The 24,081-nt window shown below is 74.2% G+C and carries 23 protein-coding genes and 1 pseudogene; 12 read left to right on the forward strand and 12 right to left on the reverse strand.

Going from position 1 to position 24,081, the window contains the following annotated elements; all coding sequences use genetic code 11:
- Positions 1–16: 16 nt before the first annotated feature.
- Both ABD343_RS31370 and ABD343_RS31375 read left to right on the forward strand, forming a co-directional pair.
- Positions 17–1,255, forward strand: coding sequence for an MFS transporter (locus ABD343_RS31370; RefSeq protein WP_344533051.1), 1,239 nt, complete (start codon positions 17–19; stop codon positions 1,253–1,255).
- Complete coding sequence (locus ABD343_RS31375; protein WP_344533053.1) at positions 1,252–2,229, forward strand: SDR family NAD(P)-dependent oxidoreductase; 978 nt, start codon at positions 1,252–1,254, stop codon at positions 2,227–2,229. The genes ABD343_RS31370 and ABD343_RS31375 overlap by 4 nt, the downstream gene beginning before the upstream one ends.
- 12 nt (positions 2,230–2,241) lie before the next feature.
- On the opposite strand, the pseudogene ABD343_RS31380 reads toward ABD343_RS31375, so the two are convergent.
- Positions 2,242–2,547: pseudogene (locus ABD343_RS31380) on the reverse strand (formylglycine-generating enzyme family protein); the annotation flags it as partial.
- 100 nt (positions 2,548–2,647) lie between these two features.
- Here ABD343_RS31380 and ABD343_RS31385 point away from each other — a divergent pair.
- Positions 2,648–4,360 carry a chitinase gene (locus ABD343_RS31385; RefSeq protein WP_425578319.1) on the forward strand — a complete coding sequence of 571 codons (1,713 nt, stop codon included), beginning with the start codon at positions 2,648–2,650 and terminating at the stop codon, positions 4,358–4,360.
- Between the two features lie 81 nt (positions 4,361–4,441).
- Here the strand turns inward: ABD343_RS31385 and ABD343_RS31390 are convergent, their stop codons facing one another.
- Both ABD343_RS31390 and ABD343_RS31395 read right to left on the reverse strand, forming a co-directional pair.
- The gene (locus tag ABD343_RS31390; protein WP_344533055.1) at positions 4,442–5,218 is read right to left on the reverse strand and encodes a sulfite exporter TauE/SafE family protein; all 777 of its coding nucleotides are present in this window, start codon (positions 5,216–5,218) and stop codon (positions 4,442–4,444) included.
- Positions 5,215–5,985: a GntR family transcriptional regulator gene (locus ABD343_RS31395; RefSeq protein ID WP_344533057.1), complete on the reverse strand. Its 771-nt coding sequence runs from the start codon at positions 5,983–5,985 to the stop codon at positions 5,215–5,217. Before ABD343_RS31395 ends, ABD343_RS31390 begins: the two co-directional genes overlap by 4 nt.
- Positions 5,986–6,162: 177 nt before the next feature.
- On the opposite strand from ABD343_RS31395, the gene ABD343_RS31400 reads away from it, so the two are divergent.
- On the forward strand, positions 6,163–7,110 hold the full coding sequence (locus tag ABD343_RS31400) for an ornithine cyclodeaminase family protein (RefSeq protein ID WP_344533059.1): 948 nt from the start codon (positions 6,163–6,165) through the stop codon (positions 7,108–7,110).
- 18 nt (positions 7,111–7,128) lie between these two features.
- Here the strand turns inward: ABD343_RS31400 and ABD343_RS31405 are convergent, their stop codons facing one another.
- The 4 genes from ABD343_RS31405 to ABD343_RS31420 are packed head-to-tail and all read right to left on the reverse strand — an operon-like array spanning position 7,129 to position 11,513.
- Complete coding sequence (locus ABD343_RS31405; protein ID WP_344533060.1) at positions 7,129–8,307, reverse strand: Gfo/Idh/MocA family protein; 1,179 nt, start codon at positions 8,305–8,307, stop codon at positions 7,129–7,131.
- Between the two features lie 47 nt (positions 8,308–8,354).
- Entirely contained in the window at positions 8,355–9,224 is an 870-nt protein-coding gene (locus ABD343_RS31410) for a carbohydrate ABC transporter permease (RefSeq protein ID WP_344533062.1), read from the reverse strand.
- The gene (locus ABD343_RS31415) at positions 9,217–10,227 is read right to left on the reverse strand and encodes a carbohydrate ABC transporter permease (protein ID WP_344533064.1); all 1,011 of its coding nucleotides are present in this window, start codon (positions 10,225–10,227) and stop codon (positions 9,217–9,219) included. The genes ABD343_RS31410 and ABD343_RS31415 overlap by 8 nt, the downstream gene beginning before the upstream one ends.
- Positions 10,224–11,513 carry an ABC transporter substrate-binding protein gene (locus tag ABD343_RS31420; RefSeq protein WP_344533066.1) on the reverse strand — a complete coding sequence of 430 codons (1,290 nt, stop codon included), beginning with the start codon at positions 11,511–11,513 and terminating at the stop codon, positions 10,224–10,226. The genes ABD343_RS31415 and ABD343_RS31420 overlap by 4 nt, the downstream gene beginning before the upstream one ends.
- A 240-nt stretch (positions 11,514–11,753) precedes the next feature.
- Between ABD343_RS31420 and ABD343_RS31425 the strand changes: the two genes are divergently transcribed.
- The gene (locus ABD343_RS31425; protein WP_344533068.1) at positions 11,754–12,557 is read left to right on the forward strand and encodes a DeoR/GlpR family DNA-binding transcription regulator; all 804 of its coding nucleotides are present in this window, start codon (positions 11,754–11,756) and stop codon (positions 12,555–12,557) included.
- A 457-nt stretch (positions 12,558–13,014) separates the two neighbouring features.
- On the opposite strand, the gene ABD343_RS31430 is transcribed toward ABD343_RS31425, so the two are convergent.
- Positions 13,015–13,461, reverse strand: a complete 447-nt coding sequence (locus ABD343_RS31430) for a winged helix-turn-helix transcriptional regulator (RefSeq protein WP_344533070.1) — start codon at positions 13,459–13,461, stop codon at positions 13,015–13,017.
- Between the two features lie 102 nt (positions 13,462–13,563).
- On the opposite strand from ABD343_RS31430, the gene ABD343_RS31435 reads away from it, so the two are divergent.
- From ABD343_RS31435 to ABD343_RS31445, 3 genes are read left to right on the forward strand one after another with little or no spacing between them, the layout of a single operon-like run.
- Positions 13,564–14,445: an alpha/beta fold hydrolase gene (locus ABD343_RS31435; RefSeq protein ID WP_344533072.1), complete on the forward strand. Its 882-nt coding sequence runs from the start codon at positions 13,564–13,566 to the stop codon at positions 14,443–14,445.
- Entirely contained in the window at positions 14,442–14,864 is a 423-nt protein-coding gene (locus ABD343_RS31440; protein WP_344533074.1) for a helix-turn-helix domain-containing protein, read from the forward strand. Before ABD343_RS31435 ends, ABD343_RS31440 begins: the two co-directional genes overlap by 4 nt.
- 9 nt (positions 14,865–14,873) lie before the next feature.
- Positions 14,874–15,290: a VOC family protein gene (locus ABD343_RS31445; RefSeq protein WP_344533076.1), complete on the forward strand. Its 417-nt coding sequence runs from the start codon at positions 14,874–14,876 to the stop codon at positions 15,288–15,290.
- Here the strand turns inward: ABD343_RS31445 and ABD343_RS31450 are convergent.
- Positions 15,268–16,191: an MBL fold metallo-hydrolase gene (locus ABD343_RS31450; protein ID WP_344533078.1), complete on the reverse strand. Its 924-nt coding sequence runs from the start codon at positions 16,189–16,191 to the stop codon at positions 15,268–15,270. The genes ABD343_RS31445 and ABD343_RS31450 overlap by 23 nt on opposite strands.
- 101 nt (positions 16,192–16,292) lie before the next feature.
- Between ABD343_RS31450 and ABD343_RS31455 the strand changes: the two genes are divergently transcribed.
- Genes ABD343_RS31455 through ABD343_RS31465 form a run of 3 tightly spaced genes read left to right on the forward strand, consistent with a single transcriptional unit; the run spans position 16,293 to position 18,460 of the window.
- Positions 16,293–16,460, forward strand: a complete 168-nt coding sequence (locus tag ABD343_RS31455; protein WP_344533080.1) for a hypothetical protein — start codon at positions 16,293–16,295, stop codon at positions 16,458–16,460.
- The gene (locus ABD343_RS31460; RefSeq protein WP_344533081.1) at positions 16,447–17,859 is read left to right on the forward strand and encodes an amidase; all 1,413 of its coding nucleotides are present in this window, start codon (positions 16,447–16,449) and stop codon (positions 17,857–17,859) included. Before ABD343_RS31455 ends, ABD343_RS31460 begins: the two co-directional genes overlap by 14 nt.
- A gap of 28 nt (positions 17,860–17,887) precedes the next feature.
- Complete coding sequence (locus ABD343_RS31465) at positions 17,888–18,460, forward strand: TetR/AcrR family transcriptional regulator (protein WP_344533083.1); 573 nt, start codon at positions 17,888–17,890, stop codon at positions 18,458–18,460.
- On the opposite strand, the gene ABD343_RS31470 is transcribed toward ABD343_RS31465, so the two are convergent.
- Complete coding sequence (locus tag ABD343_RS31470) at positions 18,444–19,178, reverse strand: GAF and ANTAR domain-containing protein (protein ID WP_344533084.1); 735 nt, start codon at positions 19,176–19,178, stop codon at positions 18,444–18,446. The two genes, ABD343_RS31465 and ABD343_RS31470, sit on opposite strands and share 17 nt — an antisense overlap.
- A gap of 93 nt (positions 19,179–19,271) precedes the next feature.
- Positions 19,272–20,165: an alpha/beta fold hydrolase gene (locus tag ABD343_RS31475; protein WP_344533086.1), complete on the reverse strand. Its 894-nt coding sequence runs from the start codon at positions 20,163–20,165 to the stop codon at positions 19,272–19,274.
- Positions 20,166–20,291: 126 nt separating this feature from the next.
- Between ABD343_RS31475 and ABD343_RS31480 the strand changes: the two genes are divergently transcribed.
- Entirely contained in the window at positions 20,292–22,295 is a 2,004-nt protein-coding gene (locus tag ABD343_RS31480; protein ID WP_344533088.1) for an AfsR/SARP family transcriptional regulator, read from the forward strand.
- On the opposite strand, the gene ABD343_RS31485 is transcribed toward ABD343_RS31480, so the two are convergent.
- Positions 22,261–23,958 (reverse strand): protein kinase domain-containing protein, encoded by a 1,698-nt coding sequence (locus tag ABD343_RS31485; protein ID WP_344533090.1) that lies wholly within the window; start codon positions 23,956–23,958, stop codon positions 22,261–22,263. The genes ABD343_RS31480 and ABD343_RS31485 overlap by 35 nt on opposite strands.
- Positions 23,959–24,081 lie beyond the last annotated feature (123 nt).

Raw genomic sequence — 24,081 nt, forward strand, 5'->3', positions numbered from 1 at the left:
CCGCGACGATCTGGGCATGCCGAAGCCGCACACCCGCTCCCTCGTCCTGCTCTCCGTGAGCCACGCCTGCGTGGACGTCTACCAGGGCGCGGTCGCCGCGCTCGTCCCCTTCTTCGTCGCCGAACGGGCCTACGGCTACGCGGCGGCTTCCGGCATCGTGCTCGCCGCCTCGCTCCTCTCCTCCGTCGTCCAGCCGCTGTTCGGCGCGCTCACCGACCGGTGGGCCCTGCCGTGGCTGCTGCCCGCGAGCACCTTCGTGGGCGGCGCGGGCGTCGCGCTCGCCGGAGTGAGCGGCTCGTACGGCGTCACGCTCGCCGTGGTCGCGCTCTCCGGCGTCGGCGTCGCCGCGTACCACCCGGAGGCCGCGCGCGTCGCCCGGCGCGCCAGCCGGGGCAGCCATACGGCCATGGGCTGGTTCTCGCTCGGCGGCAACCTCGGATTCGCCACCGCGCCGCTGCTGATCGCCGCCGTCGTCGCCACGGGCGGGCTGCGGGCCTCGCCCCTCCTCGTCGTCCCGGCCCTCGCGGGCGCCGCGCTGTGCGTGGCGGCGCTGCGCACGGCGGGCACGCGCGGGACGGCGCCGGGCGGGGCAGCGGCGCGCGCCGGGGAGGCGGGACGGGACGACTGGGCGTCCTTCGCGCGGCTCTCGGGCGCGGTCGTGTGCCGCTCGATCGTCTTCGTCGGGCTCAGCACGTTCATCGCCCTCCACGTCCGCGAGCGCACCGGCGGCGGCGAAGTCGCGGGCACCGTCGCGCTGTTCGTGCTCTACGCCGGCGGCGCGGTCGGCACCGTGGCGGGCGGGCGGCTCGCGACGCGCTTCGGGCGGCTCCCCGTCGTGCGGTGGTCGTACGCCCTGACCGTGCTCGCCGTCGCCGGGATCGCCCTCGTCCCCGGGCCGCTGCTCTACGGCTGCGTGGCCCTCACCTCCGCCGGGCTCTACGTCCCCTTCTCCCTGCACGTCACCCTCGGCCAGGACTATCTGCCGACGCGCGTGGGAACCGCGGGCGGCGTCACGCTCGGGCTGACCGTCAGCATCGGCGGCGTCGCCAGCCCCCTCGTCGGCGTCCTCGCGGACGCGACCTCGCTGCGGGTCGCGCTCGCGCCGCTGATCGCGCTGCCCGCCGTCGGCTGGTTCCTGCTCAGGACCCTGCGGGAACCGGCCGTTCCGGAGTCGGTGGCGGGCGAGGGAACGGGATCCGGAGGGGAGCCGGGGGTTGCCCTGGAGAGCGCTCCAAGCCGTACGTTCCGGGCATGACGACACCCCAGCACAGGATCGGCTCGGGCTTCGGGCCGCGCAGCACCACGCGGGACGTCCTGCGCGGCACCGGCCTCGACGGGCGGCTCGCCGTCGTCACCGGCGGCTACTCCGGCATCGGGCTGGAGACCACGCGGGCCCTCGCCGCCGCCGGTGCCCGGGTCGTGGTGCCCGCGCGGCGCCCGACCGCCGCCCGCGAGGCGCTCGCGGGGCTCGACCGGGTCACCGTCGAGGCGCTGGACCTCGGCGACCTCGACAGCGTCCGGGCCTTCGCGGAACGCTTCCTCGCCTCCGGCAGCGCCCTCGACCTGATGGTCAACAGCGCCGGGATCATGGCCTGTCCGGAGACCCGCGTCGGGCCGGGCTGGGAGGCCCAGTTCGCCACGAACCACCTCGGCCACTTCGCCCTCGTGAACCTGCTCGGGCCCGCGCTCGCCCGCGCCCGGGACGGCGCCCGGGTCGTCTCCGTCTCCTCCAACGGCCACCAGCTCTCCGGCATCCGCTGGGACGACCCGCACTTCGCGCGCGGCTACGACAAGTGGCTCGCCTACGGGCAGGCCAAGACGGCCAACGCGCTCTTCGCCGTGGGGCTCGACGCGCGCGGGAAGGACTCCGGCGTACGGGCGTTCGCGCTCCATCCCGGGCTCGTCCTCACCGAGCTGGGGCGCCATGTGCCCCGCGAGGAGCAGCTCGCCGCGGGCTGGATCGACGCCGACGGCAAGCCGCTCGACCCCGCCGTCAAGACCCCCGAGCAGGGCGCCGCCACCCAGGTCTGGGCGGCGACGTCCCCGCTGCTCGCGGGCAGGGGCGGGGTGTACTGCGAGGACTGCGACATCGCGGAACCCCGGGACGGGGAGGCGGAGGGGCTCACGAGCGGCGTGAGCCCGCACGCCACGGACCCCGGGGAGGCGGCCCGGCTGTGGGAACTCTCGGCCTCGCTCACGGGCGTGGACGCGTTCGGCCGCGCCGCCTGACGGCCGCCGGCGTCACACCGTACGGGCGAGCCGGAAGCCCAGGTCGTCGATGCGGAACGTCGGGTGGCTCCTGCGGCGGCACGAGGCGCGGCACCCCCGGGGCGGGTCCTGCCAGCCGCCGCCCCGGAAGACCCGGTACGGCCCGTACACCTCGGGGTCGTAGACGTCCCAGCACCACTCCCACACGTTGCCGATCGTGTCGTACAGGCCCCAGGCGTTGGGCTTCTTGGCCGCGACGTCCTGGATCCGGCCGCGCGAGTTCTCCCGGTACCAGCCGATCTCGTCCAGCTCCCCGTACGCCGCGGGTTCTCCGTGCCGGAGGTCTTGACAACTCGATTGGTCTGGACCAAATATGCGCGCAACGGCAGTGGCCACCGTCGTCCCCTACGTGCTTCACCTCTCTCCCAGGAGGCACCCCGTGGACCGTGTACGTCAGGGCAGACCCGGCGTCCGCCGGAGGATCAGCGCGGCGGTGGCCGTCGGCGCGGCAGCCGTGCTCGCCGTCGCCGCGCTCACCGCGCCCGCGAGCGCGAAGGCGGCGGACGTCAACGTCGCCAAGAACGCCGGGTTCGAGGCGGACCTGAGCAACTGGACCTGCGCCGCGAACAGCGGCGCCGCCGTCACCTCCCCCGTGCACGGCGGCGCGAAGGCGCTCAAGGCCACCCCGTCGGGCCAGGGCAACGCCGAGTGTTCCCAGATCGTCGCGGTGAAGCCGAACTCGACCTACAAGCTGAGCAGTTGGGTGCAGGGCAGCTACGCCTACCTCGGCGCCCGCGGCACCGGCACCACCGACGTCTCGACCTGGACACCCGGCACCTCGTCCTGGCAGCAGCTCTCCACGAGCTTCACCACCGGCGCGAACACCACCTCGGTCACCGTCTACACCCACGGCTGGTACGGGCAGGGCGCGTACTACGTGGACGACGTGAGCGTCCTCGGACCCGACGGGGGCGGCGGCCCCGACCCGGTCGAGGTGCCGCCCGTCCCGGCCGGACTCAAGGCGGGCACGACGACACCCACGTCGGCGGAGCTGTCCTGGACGCCGTCGTCCACCGCGACGGGGTACACCGTCTACCGCGACGGCACGAAGGTCGCCTCGTCCAGCGGCGCCTCCACGACCGTCACGGGGCTCGCGCCGGAGACCACGTACAGCTTCCAGGTGAGCGCCTCGAACGCGGCGGGCGAGTCGGCGAAGTCGACGGCCGTGTCCGTACGGACGCCCAAGGGCGACGGCGGCGGTGACGGCACCGTGCCCCGGCACGCGGTGACCGGCTACTGGCAGAACTTCGACAACGGCGCGACCGTGCAGAAGCTGCGGGACGTCTCCTCGCAGTACGACATCATCGCCGTCTCGTTCGCCGACGCCACCCCCACCCCGGGGCAGATCACCTTCAACCTGGACCCGGCCGTCGGCTACGCCTCCACCGCCGACTTCAAGGCGGACATCGCCGCGAAGAAGGCCGCGGGCAAGTCCGTGATCCTCTCGGTCGGCGGCGAGAAGGGCACCATCTCCGTCAACAGCGACGCCTCCGCGACCGCGTTCGCCAACAGCGCCTACGCGCTGATGCAGGAGTACGGGTTCAACGGCGTCGACATCGACCTGGAGAACGGCATCAACCCCACCTACATGACGAAGGCGCTGCGCCAGCTCTCGGCGAAGGCCGGCCCGAAGATGGTGCTCACGATGGCACCGCAGACCATCGACATGCAGTCCACGTCCGGTGGGTACTTCCAGACGGCGCTGAACGTGAAGGACATCCTCACGGTCGTCAACATGCAGTACTACAACAGCGGTTCGATGCTCGGCTGCGACGGCAAGGTCTACAGCCAGGGCAGCGTGGACTTCCTGACCGCGCTCGCCTGCATCCAGTTGGAGGGCGGTCTCGACCCGTCGCAGGTCGGGCTCGGCGTCCCGGCGTCGACGCGCGGCGCGGGCAGCGGCTACGTGCCCCCGTCGGTCGTGAACAACGCCCTCGACTGCCTGGCCCGCGGCACCGGCTGCGGCTCCTTCAAGCCGTCGAAGACGTACCCGTCGCTGCGCGGCGCCATGACGTGGTCGACGAACTGGGACGCGACGGCGGGCCACACGTGGTCGAACGCCGTCGGCCCGAAGGTGCACAGCCTTCCGTAACGGGCGAACGCCACGAAGGGGCGGGCGGGCCGATGTCCGGTCCGTCCGCCCCTCCGGCACGCACAGGCGGCACGTACAAGCTCAGGAGTGCAGCGCCAGATACGGGGCCAGCGCCACCAGCGTCGCGGCCAGGGCGAACTTGAGCCGGCGCGTGGGGACCGAGCGGGCGACGCGCACGCCGATGAGGACGCCCGCCAGCTCCGGCACGCCCACCAGGACGGCGAGGCCCCAGTCCAGCGAGCCATGGGCGAGGTAGACCGCCGTGCCCACGCTCGCGACGACGACCGACTGGGCCTGAGCGGCGGCCAGCGCGGGCAGCACCGGCAGCCCGCACAGCACCAGCAGCGGCACGCTCAGCATCGGCCCGCCCAGCCCGAAGAGCCCGGCGGCGACCGAGACGAGCAGCCCGACGGCGAGGGTCACCGAGAGCCCGAGCGGGTGGCTGTCGGCGGCCTCCTCCCGCCCCCGCTCGCGACGGTCGCGGACCCACACCAGCACGCCCGTGACCGCCACGGCCCCGGCGAGGAGCAGGCCGAACGCGCGCCCCGGGAGCAGGGTGTTGAGCAGCACGCCCAGCGGGGTCCCCGCGAGGGCGGCGGCCGACAGCAGCAGCGCGGTGCGCCGTGTCGCGGGCTCCCGGAGATGGCCCGACCGCGTGTAGGCGTACGTGCCGAGCGCGCCTGTGGCGACGTGGGTGGCGATGGCCGTGCCCGCGACGGTCGTGGGGGAGAGGCCGGTGAGCAGGAACATGCCCATCGTCGGCAGCACCCCGCCCGGGCCGACGGCGGTGATGCCGATGCCGCCCGCCAGGCCGAACAGCGCGAGCCCGGCGAGGGTCAGCGCGTCGAGGTCCGTCACCGCGCCGCCTCCTCGTCCGTGGCGGCGGACGCGGGGTGTCCGCCCCGGTGCAGCACGGCCCGCAGGGTGAACCGGTCGGCGCGCACCCGCAGCCACTCCGTGTCCACGGGCCGCCCGTCCGGGAGCCGGGTGAGCCGGTCGATCGCGAACAGGGCCGCGCCGTCGGCGACTTCGAGCAGCCGCGCGGTGTCCGGGTCCGCCGTGACCGCGTGCACGGTGATCTCCGCGCGGCCGAGCCGGAACCCGCTGGTCTCCTCGATCAGGTCGAACACGTCGCGGTGGGCGAGGTCGCTCTCCAGCAGCGGGCGGCCGATGTCGGGCGCGAGCCACGTCGTGTCGACGGAGAGCGGCGCGCCGCCCAGCCTGCGCAGCCGCTCCAGATGGACGGCCTCGGCCCCCTCCGGCAGGCCCAGCCGCTCGGTGATCGAGACGGGCGCCCGGGGGACGACGCGGGCGGTGCGGACCTCGTTGGTGACCGTGCCGTAGCCGGTCAGGGTCTCGGCGAGGCCCGCGAGCCGGTCCAGGCCGTGCCCGTACTTCGGCGTCACCACCCGCGTGCCCTGGCCCCGCCTGCGGGTGATCAGCCCTTCGTCGCGCAGCAGGGCGAGGGCCTCGCGCACCGCGTTGCGGGACGCGCCCAGCGAACGGGCCAGGGCCGCCTCGTCCGGCAGCCAGCCGTCCTCGAACGCGCCCTCGGTGAGATGCCGCCGCACCACGTCCGCGACCTGCCGTGCCCGCTCGGCGCGGGAGGTGACCGTCCGACTCACGCTCGTTCGCCTCCTCCGTGGGGCCCTCCGGCAGGACCCGTCACGGCGGCAGACGCTACCCCCGCACGCGTTACGCCGGAGTTACGCCACCCCCGCCGACCTGCGAAGACGCCTCACCAGGCAGATCACGAGGGGCGCGGCACGCAACGCCGGGCACGCGCCCGGGATCATGGCGGGATGACACGGATCCTGACCCGGAGCGAACTGCTCGCCGTCCTGGACCCCGCCGTGTGCGCCGAGGCGCTGGAGGAGGGGTTCCGCGTCGCCGACTCCTCGCCGGTGGAGGGGCAGCGGGTACGGACCGACCTGCCCTTCCCCGGTACGGCGACGGCGCTGCTGCCGGGCGTCCTCCCCGGCGTCCCGGCGTACACGGTGAAGGTCAACGCGAAGTTCCCCGGCGCGCGGCCCGCGCTGCGCGGGGTGGTCTGCCTGCACGACGGGGCGGACGGCGCGCTGCTCGCGCTGCTGGACTCCGCGACGCTCACCGCCTGGCGCACCGGACTTGCCGCGGCGCTCGGCACCCATCTGCTCGCGGCGCCCGACCCGGACGGGGAGGCGGCGCTCGGCGTGGTCGGCGCGGGCGCGCAGGCGGAGGTGATGGTGCGCGGCCTGGACGCGCTGCGTCCCCGGGGCGGCCTGGTCGTGCACGACAGCGACCCGGACCGCGCCGCGGCCTTCGCCGAGCGGCACGGCGGACGTGTCCTCGGCTCGGCGGCGGAGGTCGCGGCCACCGCCGACGTCGTCCTCCTCGCCACCTGGTCCCGTACGCCCGTGCTGTCCCTCGCCGACACCCGCGAGGGACAGCACCTCACGTCGCTGGGCGCCGACGAGCCCGGCAAGCGGGAGCTCGCCCGCGACCTGCTGACGTCCGCGCTCCTCGTCGTCGACCACCGCGAACTGGCGGCCACGGCGGGTGCCCTGGCCACGGCAGGACTCCCCGCGGACGCGGCCGACGCCACCCTCGGCGAGATCCTCCGCGGCGACCGCCCGGGCCGTACGCCCGCCACGGGCCGCACCGTCTACGCGCCGGTCGGCCTCCCCTGGCAGGACCTCGCGCTGGCCTGGGCGGCGTACGGGCGGGCGGAGCGTGAGGGCGTCGGTACGCGCGTCGACCTGCTGGTCTGAGGCAGGAGAGGGGCGGGGTCAGCCCTTCGTCTGGCCCCCGTCGAAGTAGGCGGTGAGGGCCGGGTCGAGGGCGGGGACGTCGTAGGGGGTGCCGTTCTCGCGGAGGGAGCGGGTGGCCATGACGCCCGCGGCGACGCTCATCCGGGCGGCGACCGGCGAGGTGTCGGTGGCGCCGCCGTCGCGGACGAAGCGGCAGAACTCGGCGATCATCCGCCCGTCCGCGCCCCCGTGCGTGCCCGAGGCGTCGGGGACGCGGTGGATCACGTCGGCGTCGGCGCGGTAGTCGGTGGGGCCGGTGTTCCAGACGCGGACCTCGTCGCCGGGGCGGTCGCCGAAGTTCTCCAGGCGGCCCTCGGTGCCGATGACCGTGTAGTTGCGGAAGTAGTCGGGCGCGAAGTGGCACTGCTGGTAGGTGGCGATGACCCCGTTGTCCAGGCGCATGTTCATCACGGAGACGTCCTCGACGTCCACCACGTGGTTGAGGTCCTTGCGCGCGGTCGGCGGCCACTCGAACTCGCGCAGCCAGGACTCGGGGCGCGGCGTGCCGGGCTCGCGGCGCGGCAGGTCGCCGTGGACCATCAGGTCGCCCAGCGCGTTGACGCGGCTGGTGTAGCCGCCCGCGAGCCAGTGGACGACGTCGAGGTCGTGGGCGCCCTTCTGGAGCAGCAGGCCCGTGGTGCGCTCCCGTTCGGCGTGCCAGTCCTTGAAGTAGTAGTCGCCGCCGTAGGAGACGAAGTGGCGCACCCACACCGTCTTGGGCTCGCCGATGTCGCCGCGCGCGACGATGTCGCGCATCGTGCGGACCACGCCCATGTGCCGCATGTTGTGCCCCACGTAGAGCCGCGTCCCGGTCTCGTACGCGGTGCGCAGGATGGTGTCGCACTGCTCGACGGTGATGCCGAGCGGCTTCTCCAGGAAGACCGGCTTCCCGGCGCGCAGCGCCGCGCAGGCCAGCTCCTCGTGGGTGTCGTCGGGCGTGGCGACGACGACCGCGTCCACCTGGGCGTCGTCGAGCAGCTTGCGGTGGTCGTCGTGGCCCGCCGCGCCCTCGAACCGTTCGAGGGAGGCGGCGAGGACGGCGGGGTCGGTGTCGGCGACGGCGGCCACGACCGAGCCCTCGCCGGGCCGGTGGGCCGCGTGGGCGAGGCTGCGGCGCAGGCCGTAGCCGATGACGCCGATACGGAGGTCGTCGTTCACGTGCGGGTTCCTGTTCTACGCGGAGGGGTTCGGGGACGGTTGCGCGCTCAGCCCTTCATGCCGGTGAAGGCGATGCCCTGGATGAACTGGCGCTGCATCGCCATGAAGACCACGATCACGGGCAGCGTCGCGAGCAGCGCGCCCGCCATCAGCACCGGGTAGTCGGTCAGGTGCGCGCCCTGGAGCGAGGCGAGGCCGACCGACAGCGGCATCTTCGCCGGGTCGGTGTTGACGACCATCGGCCACATCAGGTCGTTCCAGGACCACAGGAACGTGAGGATGCCGAGCGCGAGGAGACCGGGCCGGGCCAGCGGCAGCGCGATCCGCCAGTAGATGGTGAAGGGGTTGGCGCCGTCGAGCCGCGCGGCCTCCTCCAGCTCGCCGGGCAGCCCCAGGAAGAACTGCCGCAGCAGGAAGGTGCCGAACGCGGAGAACATCCCCGGCACCACCAGCGCCTGGAGCGAGTTGAGCCAGCCGAGGTCCTGCATGATCTGGTACTGCGGCAGCAGGAAGAGCTGGCTCGGCACCATCAGCACCGCGAGGAACCCGAGGAAGATCACGTTCCGCCCGGGGAAGCGGATCCGCGCGAAGGCGTACGCCGCCATCGAGCACAGCACAAGCTGCGCCACGGTCCGCAGCCCCGTCATCGCGAGGGTGTTCCAGAACTGCTGGGTGAACGGGATGGACTCCAGGACCTTGGAGTAGTTCGACCACTCCCAGTGCTGGGGCCAGATCGTGGGCGGGACGCGGGTGGACTCGCCGAAGGACTTGAACGAGGTCAGCGCCTGCCACAGCAGCGGGAAGACGGTGACGAGGGCACCGGCCGAGAGCAGGACGTGGGCGGGCCACAGCCGGCCCTGGCGGCGCGGGCGGCGCGGGCGCCGCGCGGGACGCGAGGGGGCGGTCGTGTCAGCCATAGTGGACCCACCTCTTCTGGAGCCGGAACTGGAGCGCGGTGAGGGCCATGATCAGGACGAAGAGCAGGCAGACGATGGCCGCGCCGTAGCCCCGCTGGTTGTCGAAGAACGACTTCTGGAAGAAGAGCATCACGATGGTCTGCCCGTCCGCGTAGGCCGGGTTGGTCAGCCCCGCCTGGGTGTTGCCGCCCAGGATCAGATAGATCAGGTCGAAGACCTGGAGGGACTGGATGATGGAGAGGACCGTCGTGAAGAAGAGCGTCGGGCTCAGCAGCGGCAGGGTGACGGAGAAGAACTGCCGTACGCGCCCGGCGCCGTCGAGCGACGCGGCCTCGTAGTAGTCCTGCGGGATGCCCTGGAGCCCGGCGAGCAGCAGGATCATGTTGTAGCCCACGGTCATCCACACGCCGATCAGGGCGATGGCGAAGCGGACCGTGGTGGGGTCGGAGACCCAGTAGGTGCCGTCGATGCCGATCGTGTCGAGCGCCTGGTTGAGGATGCCGATGTCGCCGTTGTAGAGCCAGCGCCATACGACGGCGACGGCGGCGGGCATGGTGACGACGGGCAGGAAGTACAGGGTGCGGTAGATGCCCGTGCCGCGCATGCCCTTGAGGTTGAGCAGCACGGCCAGGACCATCGAGACGGGTATCCCGAGCAGCACCAGCGCCGTGTAGATCAGCGAGTTGCCGAGGGACTGCCAGACCTCGGGGTCGTGGATCAGGGTGCGGTAGTTCTCCAGCCCGATCCACGTCGTACCGCCGAACGCGCCCCACTCGGTGAAGCTGTAGTACATCGTCTGCACGACCGGCCACAGGTAGAAGACCAGCAGCCCGAGCCCGGCGGGGGCGATCAGGAGATAGCCCCACCACTTGTCGCGGTGGTGGAAGCGGCGCTCGCGGCGCCGCAGTTCGCGCTGGGTGAGCGCCCCGCCGGGCGGGGCGGTGCCGCCTGTGGCGGGCTTCGCGCGTACGGGCGCGGCGGGCGTGCTCGTGTCCACGCTCATGACCGGGCCTTCCCTTCCTGGGCGAGCAGTTGGTCCATCGCCCGTGTCAGGGACCGGGTGGCGCTGTCGAGACTCTCGTCCCCGCTCCATGCCCGGGAGAGCCACTGCTGTTCCTTGTGGCTCCAGGCGGCGGTGTTGGTGGAGATGGGGTACGGGACCGCGTAGTCGAGCGCGTCCAGGTGGACGTCGAGACTGAAGCGCGGCTTGGCGTCGGCCCAGGGTTTCTGGGTGCCGTTGCGTGCGGGGATCGCGGGCCCGTGCCGGGCCTGCGTGAGCGCGGCCTTCTTCCCGGAGAGGAACCGCACGAAGTCCCGGGCCAGTTCGGGCTGCGGCGTACGGGCGTAGACCACGTTGCTCAGCCCGTGCAGGATGCTCGCGCGGCGCCGGCCCTTCGGGAGCGGCGCGAGGTCGACCTTGGCGCGGAATTCGGGGTCGGCCCAGAACGTCTCGACGTTGTACGACGCCTCCTGCGCCATCGCGAGCTTGCCGGACTGGAACATCTGCGTCGTGTCGGTGTCCGTGAGCTGCTGGAGGGTGGGGGAGGCGCGGTAGCGGTGGATCATGTCCACCCACAGCTTCAGCCCCTCCCGGGTACGCGGGTCCGAGTAGCCGGAGCGCTTGCGGTCCTTGGAGATGACGTGGCCGCCTGCCTGGGCTATCGAGTTGTAGTAGTTCTCCTGCGCCCAGACGGGGGCCGCGATGCCGTAGATCCCGCGGCGGCGGTCGGTGAGCCGCTGCGCGTTGTTGATCAGGTCCTGCCAGGTCCAGCTCGCGTCCGGGTAGTCGACCCCGGCCTTGTCGAAGATCTCCTTGTTGAACCACAGGGCGACGGTGTCGAAGTCCTTCGGCGCCCCGTACTGGGTGCCCTCCCAGCGGTAGAGGGAGACGAGGTCGGACGGGAAGTCGGACGGGTCGAAGACGGCCTCGGAGCCCTCGGTCTCCAGCGGCAGGAACTGCCCCGCGCTCGCGTAGAGGCCGAAGTTGGGGCCGTTCATCCAGAACACGTCGGGTGCGGTGCCGCTCGTGCAGGCGGTGCGCAGTTTCGTCCAGTACGTGGTCGTGTTCGGAGTGAGCTGCACATCGACGGTCACGCCCGGACGGCTGTGCTCGAACTCGCGGGCCACCCGTTCCATGGCGGGCACCTGGTAGACGTCCCACACCCCGTACGTGAGGTGGCCGCGCCGCTTCGCCGAGGAGGAGCCGCCGGTCAGGGCGCCGCAGCCCGCGGTGAGCGCCGCGGTCGCGGCCGTGGTGGCGGCCGTGGTGAGGAGGGAGCGCCGACGCATGCGGGGGGCCTTTCTGAACGACCGGGCCGTGGGGGCCCGAGACGGAGGAGGCGATCACTTTCGCTGTGCGGCGACGCTAAATGTTCAAACATGCCGCGTCAATAGTCGTTTCGATCAACTTCTTGCATGCGTTCGCGCGCTCACGCAGCGCCGCGGAGGCGGTCGGCGTACCTGGCTGTCGTCTCGTGGCCTGTGATATGCCTTCACCCACCCTCGTCCGCGATCAGAAGGGGAGTGTCCGTGTCCAAGGACGCCCGGTGGAGCACTCTCCTGGAGATGCTCGCCCAGCACGGCAGGCTGGGTGTCGAGGAGGCCGCCGCCGCGCTCGACGTCTCGTCCGCGACCATCCGCCGCGATCTCGACGAGCTCCACGAACAGCAGCTCCTCACGCGCACCCGCGGCGGCGCCGTCGCGCACGGCGTCTCCTACGAACTCCCGTTGCGCTACAAGAAGTCGCGCCAGGCCGCCGAGAAGGAGCGCATCGGCCGCGCGGTGGCCGAACTGATCGCCCCCGGCGAGGTCGTGGGCCTCACCGGAGGCACGACGATCACGGAGGTCGCGCGGGCACTGTCCGTGCGCCCCGACATCGTCGGCGACGCGGACGCGGGCGGAAAGGGCCGCCCTCCCGCGCTCACGGTGGTGACGAACGCGCTCAACATCGCGCACGAACTGACCATCCGCCCGCAGATCAAGATCGTGGTGACGGGCGGCGTCGCGCGCTCCCAGTCGTACGAGCTGACGGGGCACCTGGCCAGCGGCGTCCTCGCCGAGATAGCCATGGACGTCGCGGTCCTCGGCGTCAACGCGCTCACCGTCGAGAGCGGCGCCTACGTGCACCACGAGGGCGAGGCCAACATCAACCGGCTGCTCGCCGAGCGGGCCCAGCGCACCATCGTGGCCGCCGACTCCTCCAAGATCGGCAAGCGCGCCTTCGTCCGCGTCTGCGCCCTCGACCAGGTCGACGTCCTGGTCACCGACGACGCCCTCCCCGAGGACGCCGCCGCCGGATTCCGCGACGCGGGCGTGACCGTGGTGACCGTCTGAACGCCGCCTGAGCACTGTCCGAGCGCTACGCGCGGAGATTCCTGCGCGCTTCTGCGCGATACCGCGCGTCTTCGCGCACGACCGCACCCGACTGTGCGCGCTGCCGTGCCGGGGTGACCGAGCAACCGGCCGAGCAGCGCGACGAGTTCGCCGCAGTCGCACCCCGGCGGCGCAGCGAGCGCCCGGTGGTGGTGCCCGCGCGTCCCCTCCTCGCTCAAGGTGTCGGAGACCAGGCGGCGTACGTGCGCGGAGAGCCGGCCGACGGGCCCGCTCGGCCCTGGACGTCGTCGAGACGGTCCGCGGCACCCTGCGGGGGCTCGACGCCGTCATGGCCCGCGTCGGGCGGGCCGGGTCCGACGGCGAGCGGACCCAGCGCTTCCACACCGACGTGCTCATCGAACCGGACGGCGACCGCGCCGAGTTCGTGCCGCGCTGGATCGCACGCGGAGCCGCGGGCTCAGCCCGCTTCGGCGCCCCCGGCTCCGGCCCCGTCCCCGGTCTCGGTCTCGTAGCGCGCGTTGGCGCGGTCGATCTCCGCCATGTGCTCCTCGGCCCATGCCCGGACCAGGGCGAGCGGCTCGTCCAGGGAGAGGCCGAGCGGGGTGAGGCGGTAGTGGACGCGGGGCGGGACCGTGGTCTCCACGCGGCGGGCGACCAGTCCGTCGCGGGCCATGCTCCGGAGCGTGGCGGAGAGCATCTTCTGCGAGACCCCGGGCATGCGGCGCCGCAGCTCGGCGAAGCGGATCTCCTCCGGCGCCGCCTCGGCCAGCACCTTCACGGCCATCGAGGTCCACTTCGTGCCGATCCTGTCGAGCAGGCGGCGCGTGGGGCAGTCGGGGGAGAAGAGATCGCCGCGAGCGGGGGAACGTGCGGGCGAGGGGGCAGAGGGGGCGGAAGGGGTCACCTCGGGCTCACCACCTGTCGGGAAAGTGCCGTCTTACGAGGGCCACCGTAGTCACCTAGTGTGCGGTTGTCACCATTGGTTACCGCACCCCGGGAGGCCCTCGTGCCCGCCACCCCCGAAGTCACCCTCCGCACCGTCCCGGTCGACGACGGCGTCGAGCTGAACGTCGCGCTCGCCGGTACGGACGGCCCCGCCGTGCTGCTCCTGCACGGGTTCCCGCACACCTGGCAGGTGTGGACCCGCGTCCTGGGCCCGCTCGCCGCCGAAGGGCACCGGGTGATCGCCCCCGACCTGCGGGGCTTCGGGGCGAGCACGCGCGCGGCCGGGGGCTACGACGCCGCGACCCTGGCCTCCGACGCCGAGGCGCTGCTGGGCGCCCTCGGTGTCCGTTCCGCCGCCGTGGCCGCCCTCGACGCGGGGGTGCCCCCGGCCTTCCTGCTCGCGCTGCGCCGCCCGGACCTGGTGCGGAGGGTGGTGCTGATGGAATCCCTGCTCGGCACGCTGCCGGGCGCCGAGGATTTCCTCGCCGGGGGCCCGCCGTGGTGGTTCGGCTTCCACGCGGTCCCCGGCCTCGCCGAGTCGGTCCTGACGGGGCACGAGGGGCGCTACGTCGACTGGTTCCTCGACAGCGGCACCCTCGGCGAGGGCCTCCCGGGCCCGCTCTCCGGGGTGCGCGACGCCTTCGTCCGCGCGTACACCGGCGAGGAGGCCCTGCGCTGCGCCTTCTCGTACTACCGCGAACTCCCCGCGAGCGCCCGGCAGATCCGGGACGCGCTCGACTCCGGGCGGCGGCTCACCGTGCCCGCGATGACCGTCGGGGCCAGGCCGGTGGGGCGGGCGCTGGAGCGGCAGTTGCGGCCGTTCGCCGACGAGCTGACCGGGCACCTCGTCGAGGACTGCGGCCACATCGTCCCCCTCCACCGCCCCGAGGCCCTCCTCTCCCTCCTCCGCCCCTTCCTCGCCCGTGCGAAGCTGGTGGCGTGACCACGCTGGAGGACCTGGTCCGGCTGCGCCGGGCCCGCGACATGATGGACCGCGACTACGCGGAGCCGCTCGACGTGCCCGCGCTGGCGCGCGAGGCCCTGATGTCCCCGGGCCACTTCTCCCGCAGCTTCCGCGAGGCCTACGGCGAGACGCCGTACAGCTATCTGATGACGCGCCGCATCGAGCGCGCGAAGGCCCTGCTGCGGCGGGGCGACCTGTCGGTGACGGAGGTCTGCTTCGAGGTGGGCTGTACGTCGCTGGGCTCCTTCAGCTCGCGCTTCACGGAGCTGGTCGGCGAGAGCCCCAGCGCCTACCGGGCCCGCGACCACGAGGAGGGCGCGGCCATCCCCGCCTGTCTCGCCAAGATCTACACGCGACCGGTCAGGAACGGAGAAGCGAAACCCCCGCCCCGCTCGTAGCGTGAACGCATGGACATCAACCTTTCCACGTGCTTCATCGCCGTCGACGACCACGACAAGGCGCTCGCCTTCTACCGCGACGTGCTCGGGATGGAGGTGCGCAACGACGTCGGGTTCGAGGGCATGCGCTGGGTCACCCTCGGCTCCCCGGCGCAGCCCGACGTGAGCGTGGTGCTGGAGCCGCCGCTCGCGGACCCGAACGCCTCGCCCGCCGACCGGCAGGCCATGGCGGAGCTGCTCGCCAAGGGCCTGCTGCGCGGCGTCATCTTCACCACCGACGACGTCGACGCCACCTTCGAGCACATCCGTGCCGCGGGCGGCGACGTCCTCCAGGAGCCCACCGACCAGCCCTACGGCGTCCGCGACTGCGCCTTCCGCGACCCGGCCGGGAACATGCTGCGGTTCAACCAGCGGCCGAAGGAGTGACGACGGGGGCCACGGGCTCCAGCCGGTAGGCATCCCCCTCGCGGCGGACGCGGCCCGCCGTCGGCGGCGGGAAATGGGTGCCCAGCAGCAGGGCCCCGGAATCGGCGAGCCGGTCCAGCAGGGCGCGACGGCTGCGGACCGCGTCCTCCGGGTCGCTGTCGACGCGGCTGTTGAGGGCGGGGTCGCCGAGCTGGACCGGGTGGTGGACGCTGTCGCCCGTGATGAGGGCGGTCTCCGTGCCGCCCGTGGCGCCCGCCCCGTCCGTCAGCTCGACCGCGAACTGCCCGGGGGTGTGGCCGGGGGCGGGCAGCAGCCGGACGCCGGGAGCGATCTCCGTGCCGCCCTCCTCGACGTCGACGAGATCGAGCAGGCCCGCGTCCCGTACGGGGAGCACCGCGTCGCGGAACATCTGGCGGCGCGACTCCTCCATTTCCACGGACGCCCAGTGGTCCCACTCCGCACGCGAGGTGAGGTAGCGGGCGCGGGGGAAGGTGGGCACCCAAGTGCCGCCGTCGTCGCGGGTGTTCCAGCCGACGTGGTCGGTGTGCAGATGGGTCAGGACGACCAGGTCCACGGAGTCCGGCGCGAAGCCCGCCTCGGCCAGCCGGTCGAGGTAGGGGGTGTCGAGGTCGTTCCAGAACGGGTTGGCCCGCTTCCTGCCGTTGCCGACGCCGGTGTCGACCAGGACGCGCCGCCCGTCGGCCGCCTCGAACGCGAAGGTGTGGCTGGACATCAGGAGTCCGCCGTCGGGGGTGGCGAAGTCGGGCTGGAGCCAGGGGAAGCGCCGGACGACCTCGGGCGTGGCCGCGTCGGGCAGGATCCAGGAGCCCGTGCCGGGCGGGAACGTCGTCTCGTCGATCCGATGGACGCGCAGGCCGCCGACGGTCCAGGACTGAGGCATGGAGTGGGTCCCTTCTAAAGCATTTTTTTTGCGTTAGCGGCACCGTATGCCTAGGGTGCCTCTAACGCAAACATTGAGCTTTAGCCGCGGAAGGATCCCTCATGAGCACACCGGACGAGGAGTGGGGCGCCCTCGTGGTCGCCACCGCCCGCCACATCCAGGGTGTCCTCGACACCCTGCGCACCCTCGACCTCACGGACACGCCCCCGGCCGCGGCCTACACCCCCGTGGCCACCCGCGCGGAAGGGGACGCCCGTGCTGCCGCATGAGCTGACCCTCGCCGAGGCCTCCCGCGCGCTGGCCTCCCGCGAGCTGTCGCCCGTCGAGCTGACCGACGCGCTGCTCGACCGGATCGACGCGGTCGACGGCCACCTCGGCGCGTACGTCACCGTCGTCGCCGACGCCGCCCGCGCGGCGGCGGCCCGCGCCGAACGCGAGATCGCCGCGGGCGCGCACAAGGGGCCGCTGCACGGCGTCCCGATGGCGCTCAAGGACCTCATCGACGTCGCGGGCCTGCCCACCACCGCCAGCTCCCGGGTGCGCGAGGGCCACCGGGCCGAGCGGGACGCCACCGTGGCCGCCCGGCTCTCCGGCGCCGGGTCCGTCCTGCTGGGCAAGGTCCACACCCACGAGTTCGCCTTCGGCCTGACCACCCCGCAGACCCGCAACGCCTGGGACGGCGACCGCGTCGCCGGAGGGTCGAGCGGCGGCTCCGCCGTGGCGGTCGCCTCCGGCACGGCCACCTACGCGCTCGGCACGGACACCGGCGGCTCGGTCCGCGTCCCCGCCGCGCTCAACGGCGTCGTCGGCCTCAAGCCCACCTACGGGCTCGTCTCCCGGCACGGCGTGACCCCGCTCTCCTGGTCCCTGGACCACGTGGGCGTGCTCGCCCGCACCGCCGAGGACGCGGGGCTCGTCCTCGCGGCCCTGGCCGGACACGACCCGGCCGACCCCGCGTCGCTCCCCGGCACCTCGTTCGCGCTCCCCGGCGGTCCGGCGGGGGACCGGACCGACCTGACCGGGCTGCGGGTCGGCGTCCCGCGCACCTACTACTTCGACCGTGTCGAGCCCGAGGTCGAGGAGGCCGTCCGGCGCGCGATCGACGGGCTGCGCGACCTCGGGGCCCGGCTCGTGGACGTCGACATCCCGATGACCGAGTACGTCCAGGCCGCGCAGTGGGGCCTCATGGTCCCCGAGGCCGCCGCCTACCACGAGGAGACGCTGCGCACCGTCGCCGACCGCTACGCGCCCGACGTCCGGGTGCTCCTGGAGGCGGGCGGCCGGGTGTCCGCGGGCGACTACCTGCGCGCCCAGCGCGCGCGGACGCTGATGCGGCAGGAGTGGGCCCGGCTCTTCGAGGCGGTCGATCTCGTCGCCGCGCCCACCGTCACGAGCACGGCGGCCCGCGCCGGACAGGAGACCGTGCGCTGGACCGACGGCACGGAGGAGACCGTGTCCGACACCTACGTACGGCTGTCGGCCCCGGCGAACCTCGCGGGCGTGCCCTCCCTCTCGCTGCCCGTCGGCCTCGACGGCGCGGGGCTCCCCATCGGCATGCAGCTCATCGGCGCCCCGCTCGCGGACGCCACGGTTCTGCGCGCCGCGCACGCCTACGAGGCGACCAGGGAACGGCTCCGGCCCGCGCCCGTGCTCTCCCTCGCGCAATGACGTTGCCTTAAGGCCGTAAGATGGAGACATGACCCCTCGACCGGCAGCCCGCCCCGGAGGCCGTAGCGCCCGCGTCCAGCAGTCCGTCCACGAGGCGGTCCGCGCGCTCCTGGAGGAGCGCGGGCGCGACGGCCTCACCGTCCCGCTCGTCGCCGCGCGCGCGGGCGTCACCCCCTCGACGGTCTACCGCCGCTGGGGCGACCTCCAGGAACTCCTCGGCGACGTCGCCGTCGAGCGGCTCCGCCCCGAGGGCGAGCCCGCCGACCTCGGCGGCCTGCGCGAGGACCTGGAGCACTGGGCCGTGGCGTTCCTGGAGGAGATGTCGTCCACGGCGGGCCGCTCGTACATCCGCGACGCGCTCGCCGGGGACCCCGACGGCGCCAACGCCGGGCGCTGCTCGGCGTACGCCGTCGAGCAGATCGAGACGCTCCTCGCCCGCGCCGAGGGGCGCGGCGAGGCCGTCCCCGCCCTGGACGTCGTGCTCGACCACGTGGTGGCGCCGATGATGTACCGCATCCTGTTCCGCCCCGGCCTGCTCGACCCGCAGTACGCCCGCGATCTGGTGCTGACCGTCTTCTACCGGTTCATGCCTCTGCCGTGATCTCCGGCGGGCCCTCGGCGGCGCCGGGGATCTCACCGGTCCTGGCGACCGTGCGGGCGATGTCGCGGAGCTTGACGTTGCGGTCCTGCGAACTCCTCCGCAGCACCGCGAACGCCTGCTCCTCGGTGAGTGTGTAGCGCTCCATCACGATGCCGAGCGCCTCGCCGATCTCGTTCCGCGTCTCCAGCGCCTCGCCGAGCTGCGCGTGCGTACGGGCGCTGGCGAGGGCCACGGCCGCGTGCGAGGCCAGCAGCCAGCCCACCCGCTCGGACCGCTCGGTGAACGCCCGCCTGCGGGTGGAGTACATGTCCAGCGCCCCGAGGTTGTCGTCGTCGGTGAACAGCAGGAAGCCCATCACCGAGCCGATGCCCAGCCGCCGGGCGCGGGGCGCGTACTTCGGCCACCGGTGGAGGGAGGCGTTCATGTCCGCGATCCGGAACACCTCGGTCTTGCGGCGGGTCGCGTCGAAGCACGGCCCCTGCCCGGTCTCCTGCTGAAGCCGGTCCGAGGCGTGCACCAGCTCGCTGGTCGCGGCCAGCGTCCGTACGTCCCGCCAGCCCTCCACCACCAGGATCCCCGCCTGCTCGCAGCCGCCGACCAGGCTCACCGCGTGCCGCACGATCTGGTCGAGCGTCTCCTGCACGGAGTCCTGGCCCAGCAGCGTGCGCGCCATGTCGGCGAGCCGGACGGCGAGTTCCTCCCACGGACCGTCACCCATGCCGAACGCGTGCCCCGTCCGGGCCCGAACAGACGTCGGCGGGCGGGGCATGGGCGGCGAGCGGGGGTTTACGGGTGGTGTGCGGGCGGGGCGTCAGCGGGCGAGCAGGTCGCGCAGCGCCTCCGTGACGGTCGCCGGGTCCTCCTCGGCCATGAAGTGGCCGCAGGTGACGGTGGTGTGGCGCAGATCGGGCGCCCAGGCCCGCCACAGCGCCGTCGCGTCGTAGCCCAGCGCGGCGCCCCAGTCCTGCTGGAGCACGGCGACCGGCATCCGCAGCGTACGGCCCGCCGCGCGGTCCGCCTCGTCGTGCGCGACGTCGATCCCGGCGGACGCGCGGTAGTCGGCGACGATCGACGGCACCGCCGCGCGGCACGCGTCCAGGTAAGCGGCCCGCACCTCGTCCGGGATGGCCCCGGAGCCGTCGCCGCCCCACAGGTCGAGGAAGTGGCCGAAGAACGCGTCCGCCTCCGCCGCGATCAGCCGCTCGGGCAGCCCGGGCGGCTGCGCCATCAGATAGAGGTGGAAGCCGACCGCCCCGGCCGTGCCGCGCAGCGCGTCCCACATGTCCAGCGTCGGCAGGACGTCGAGACAGGCCAGGTGCGTGACCGCGTCCGGGTGGTCGAGCCCCGCGCGGAAGGCGACGAGCGCGCCCCGGTCGTGACCCGCCAGCGCGAACCGCTCGTGGCCCAGCGCCCGCGCCACGGCCACCACGTCGGCGGCCATCGTGCGCTTGGAGTAGACCTCGGGGCCGGTCTCCGCCGGCTTGTCGCTCGCGCCGTAGCCGCGCAGGTCGGGGCAGATCACCGTGTGGTCCTCCGCGAGCGCGGCGGCGACATGGCGCCACATCAGATGCGTCTGCGGAAAGCCGTGCAGCAGGACGACGGGGCTGCCCGAGCCGCCGACGGCGACGTTCAGGGACACGCCGTCGGCGCCCGGGAGGCGCTCGTAGGTGAAGCCGGGGAGTGAGGGTGCGGGGGTCGGTGCCATGGTGCGCCTACTCGTCTTCTCTTACGGGGCGGGCCGTGCGCCCGCCGTTCACAGGGACCTCTTCACCCTCCCGGCGCCGGATGAGCGTCCGATGAGCACGGGGCCGAAGAGCGGTACGGTGACTGCGTGACCAGGCAGAACGAGGGGAGCGCGGCGGACGGCGTCACCTTCGGGGTGCTGGGCCCCGTCGAGGCCCGGGGCGCGCGCGGCGAGCCCCTCGCGCTCAAGGGACCGCGCCACCGCGCCGTGCTGGCCCGGCTGATCGTCGCGCGCCGCCGCGTCGTCCCGGTCACCCGCCTCGTGGACGACCTGTGGGACGACCCGGGGCCCGGCGCCGTCGTCAGCGTCCGTACGTTCGTCGCCGCGCTGCGCCGCGCGCTGGAACCCGGCCGCGCGCCGCGCACCCCGGCGCGGCTGCTGGTCACCGAGGGGCCCGGGTACGCGCTGCGCGCCCCGCGGGACGCCGTCGACGCCTGGCGCTTCGAACGGGCCGTGGCCGACGCCGGTTCCCTGCCGCCCGACGCGCGTACGGAGGCGCTCACCGAGGCGCTCGGGCTGTGGCGCGGGCCCGCGTACGCCGGGTTCGCCGAGGAGCCCTGGGCCGCCGCCGAGGTCTCCCGGCTGGAGGAGCTGCGGCTGCACGCCCTCGAACGCCTCGCCGCCGCGCGCCTCGACCTCGGGCACGCCGACCGCGCCGTGCCGGACCTGGAGGCGCACACCGCCGCCCACCCCTGGCGCGAGGAGGGCTGGCGGCTGCTCGCCCTCGCGCTCTACCGCGCCGGGCGCCAGGCCGACGCGCTCGCCGTGCTGCGCCGGGCCCGCGCCCTGCTCGCCGAGCACCTCGGCGTCGACCCCGGCCCCGGGCTGCGGCGCCTGGAGGCGGACGTCCTCCACCAGGCCGGGCACCTCGACGGCACGTCCGGCGCCGACCAGGTGTGGGAGCGGGCCGCCGCCGCGTACGAGCGCGCCGTGCCGCCCGGCGCGCGGGCCCGGCTGGAGTCGACGGCCGGGCTGCTGCGGAACCTCGCCGTCACCGGGGGCGGCGGCCTGGAGGCGGCCCGTACGCACCGGGTGGCGGCGGTCGAGGCCGCCGAGCGCACCGGCGACCCGGAGCTGACGGCCCGCGTGATCGGTACGTACGACGTGCCCGCGGCCTGGACCCGCGCCGACGACCCCGCGCAGGCCCGCTACCTCGCGGGCGCCGCCGCGCGCACCCTGCGCCGCCTGCCCGCGGGCGCGGGCGGCGCGACCCGCGCGCGGCTGCTCGCCACCGTCGCGCTGGAGACCCGGGGGCCCGCGCCCGGCGACACCGCGGCCCTCGAAGCGGCCCGCGAGGCCGAGGAGACCGCGCGCGGCCTCGACGACCCGGGGCTCCTCTGCTTCGCGCTCGACGGCCTGTTCATGCAGAGCTGCCACCGCGCCGGGCTCGCCGCCGAACGGGACGCGATCGGCGCCGAACTCGTCGCCGTCGCGGCCCGCCACGACCTGGACACCTACGAGGTGCTGGGCCACCTCGTCCGCATGCAGGCCCGGAGCGCCCTCGCCGACTTCCCGGCCGCCGACCGCCACGCCGACGCCGCCGACCGGCTCGCCGCGCGCCACGAACGGCCGCTCGTCGCGGTGTTCACCCGCTGGTACGCGGCGCTGCGCACCGCCGCGGCGGACCCGGACGGGGCCGAAGCGGAGGCGGCGTACCGGGACGCCGCCGCGCTCCTCGACGGCTCCGGCATGCCCGGCCTCGCCCACGGGCTCCTGCCCCTCGCGCTGCTGACCCTCCACGTGCGGCACGGGCGCCCGCTGCCCGATGTGCCGGACGACGGCTGGGGCCCGTACGCGCCGTGGGCCCGGCCCCTCGTGCTGCTGGACGGAGGGCGGCGCGAGGAGGCGGCGGCCGCGCTGCGCGCCGCCCCGGAACCGCCCTGCGACCTGCTGCTGGAGGCGCTGTGGTGCCTGACGGGGCACGCCGCGCTCGCGCTCGGCGACGGGGAGACGGCCCGGCGCGCGTACGAGCGGCTCGCCCCGGCGGCGGGCGAACTCGCGGGCGCGGGAAGCGGACTGGTCACCCTCGGCCCCGTCGCCGAGCACCTGGACGCGCTCAGCAGCGGGTCGAGGCGCCGTTCTGGCGGGTGAGGTTGTCGTTGGACATCCAGCCCACCGTGTCGGTGCCAGCGAGGCGGACGTAGGTCCAGTTGTGGCCGTGCGCGTTGACGACCGAGCAGTGGTACCAGAGCTTCGCGCCGGACTTGGCGAGCGTGACGGCCGGGCACTTCTGATAGGGCCCGGAGACAATGTGATAGCTGCCGGACATATAGCCGTACGTGCCCGGGTTCGGGTTCCGGTGCTTCCAGCCGCCGCACTTCTCCGAGGCCGAGGTGGGCTGCGGCGTCGGCGTGACCGGGGACTTGTCCCCGTCGCCCTTGCCGTCGCCGGGCCGGTCCCCGGAGCCGGGCTTCCGGCCGCCGCCCTTCTCCGCCTTCCCGCCGTCGCCGGGGCGGTCCGGCCGGGCCGAGGGGGAGCGGGGCGTCCGGTCGCGGCGGCGCTCGCGGGAGGAGGGGGAGGGGCCCGGCGAGGCCTTACCCGCGCGCTCGGAGTCGGGCTCGCCGTTCCGCGCGTCCTCCGCCGGTGAACCCGACCGCTCCGGCGCCGCGTTGGCCTCGTCGTCCTTCTCCGGGCCGCCGCCCTGGCCGGTCAGCGCGTACGTCACGCCGCCGCCGGCGAGCACGACGGCCGCCGCCGCGGCGGCGATCATCACGCGGCCGCGGCGCCGGGCCGCCGGAGCACGGGGACCGGGGGCGGGGCCGGGGCCGGGCGCGTACGAGCCGTACGGCCCCGGGGGCGTCCGCGCGGGCGGCGGACCGAACCCCGGCCCCGCGGCGGCGGGTCGAGGCGAAGGCGCGGGCGGGGGAGGAGACGGCTGCGGGGCGAACTCCGGGGCGTGGCCCGCCGCGACCTGCTCCAGCAGTTCGCGGGCGCGTGCCGCGTCGGGCCGCGCCTCCGGGTCCTTCGCCATCAGCGCGCGCAGCACCGGTGTGAGCGGGCCCGCCTGCCGGGGCTCGGGCAGCGGCTCGGTGACGATCGCGGTCAGCGTGGACCAGACGGACGTACGGCGGAACGGCGAGGTGCCCTCGACCGCCGCGTAGAGCGTCATGCCGAGCGACCAGATGTCCGAGGCGGGGCCCGGGTCCCTGCCCTGCGCCCGTTCCGGCGGCAGGAAGTCGAGGGAGCCGACGAGGTCGCCGCTGCGGGTCAGCTTGGCCATGGCGTCGTCGCCGGTGGCGTCCATGCTGGCGATGCCGAAGTCGGTGAGGACGACCCGGCCGCCGTTCTCCAGCAGCACGTTGCCCGGCTTGACGTCGCGGTGGAGGACCCCGACGCGGTGCGCGGCGTCGAGCGCGTCCATCAGCCGCGCGCCGATCGCGGCGGCCTCGTGCGGCTCCAGCGTGCCGCGCTCGGAGAGCACCGCGTCGAGCGAGGGGCCGTCGACCAGCTCCATGACGATGACGGGCAGGCCCCGGTCCTCGGTCACGTCGTGCACGGTGACCACGCCGCCGTGCCGGATGCGCGCCGCCGCCTGCGCCTCGCGCCGCATCCGCGCCCGCAGGTCGGCGAGTTCGGGCCCGCCGCTGTCGGTGAAGGCGCGGAGCACCTTCACGGCGACCTCGCGGTTCAGCAGTTCGTCCACGGCGCGGGCGACCACGCCCATTCCGCCCCGGCCGATCAGCGAGGTCACCCGGTACCGCTCCCCGAGCACCCTGCCGACCAGCTCGCCGCCGCTCGCCTCCCCGGCCTCCACCGCGCACGCTCCCTCTCGTAACGGGCCGTCAACTGCCCCGTGTCCGGGGGGCACAAGACTAACGTTCGAGGCGGGCGGCGCCCGCGCCCCGGTCCCGGCGATGCGTCATGGGGGTCCGCATCG

The organism is Streptomyces albiaxialis, from assembly GCF_039530985.1.
GTDB classification, from domain to species: domain Bacteria; phylum Actinomycetota; class Actinomycetes; order Streptomycetales; family Streptomycetaceae; genus Streptomyces; species Streptomyces albiaxialis.

Excerpts from the sequence above, each read along its gene's own strand:
- ABD343_RS31370 (WP_344533051.1), top strand. The coding sequence starts at position 17 with ATGCCGAAGCCGCACACCCGCTCCCTCGTCCTGCTCTCCGTGAGCCAC.
- ABD343_RS31375 (WP_344533053.1), top strand. The coding sequence starts at position 1,252 with ATGACGACACCCCAGCACAGGATCGGCTCGGGCTTCGGGCCGCGCAGC.
- ABD343_RS31400 (WP_344533059.1), top strand. The coding sequence starts at position 6,163 with ATGACACGGATCCTGACCCGGAGCGAACTGCTCGCCGTCCTGGACCCC.
- ABD343_RS31410 (WP_344533062.1), bottom strand. The coding sequence starts at position 9,224 with ATGGCTGACACGACCGCCCCCTCGCGTCCCGCGCGGCGCCCGCGCCGC.
- ABD343_RS31415 (WP_344533064.1), bottom strand. The coding sequence starts at position 10,227 with ATGAGCGTGGACACGAGCACGCCCGCCGCGCCCGTACGCGCGAAGCCC.
- ABD343_RS31420 (WP_344533066.1), bottom strand. The coding sequence starts at position 11,513 with ATGCGTCGGCGCTCCCTCCTCACCACGGCCGCCACCACGGCCGCGACC.
- ABD343_RS31445 (WP_344533076.1), top strand. The coding sequence starts at position 14,874 with ATGGACATCAACCTTTCCACGTGCTTCATCGCCGTCGACGACCACGAC.
- ABD343_RS31450 (WP_344533078.1), bottom strand. The coding sequence starts at position 16,191 with ATGCCTCAGTCCTGGACCGTCGGCGGCCTGCGCGTCCATCGGATCGAC.
- ABD343_RS31455 (WP_344533080.1), top strand. The coding sequence starts at position 16,293 with ATGAGCACACCGGACGAGGAGTGGGGCGCCCTCGTGGTCGCCACCGCC.
- ABD343_RS31465 (WP_344533083.1), top strand. The coding sequence starts at position 17,888 with ATGACCCCTCGACCGGCAGCCCGCCCCGGAGGCCGTAGCGCCCGCGTC.
- ABD343_RS31470 (WP_344533084.1), bottom strand. The coding sequence starts at position 19,178 with ATGGGTGACGGTCCGTGGGAGGAACTCGCCGTCCGGCTCGCCGACATG.
- ABD343_RS31475 (WP_344533086.1), bottom strand. The coding sequence starts at position 20,165 with ATGGCACCGACCCCCGCACCCTCACTCCCCGGCTTCACCTACGAGCGC.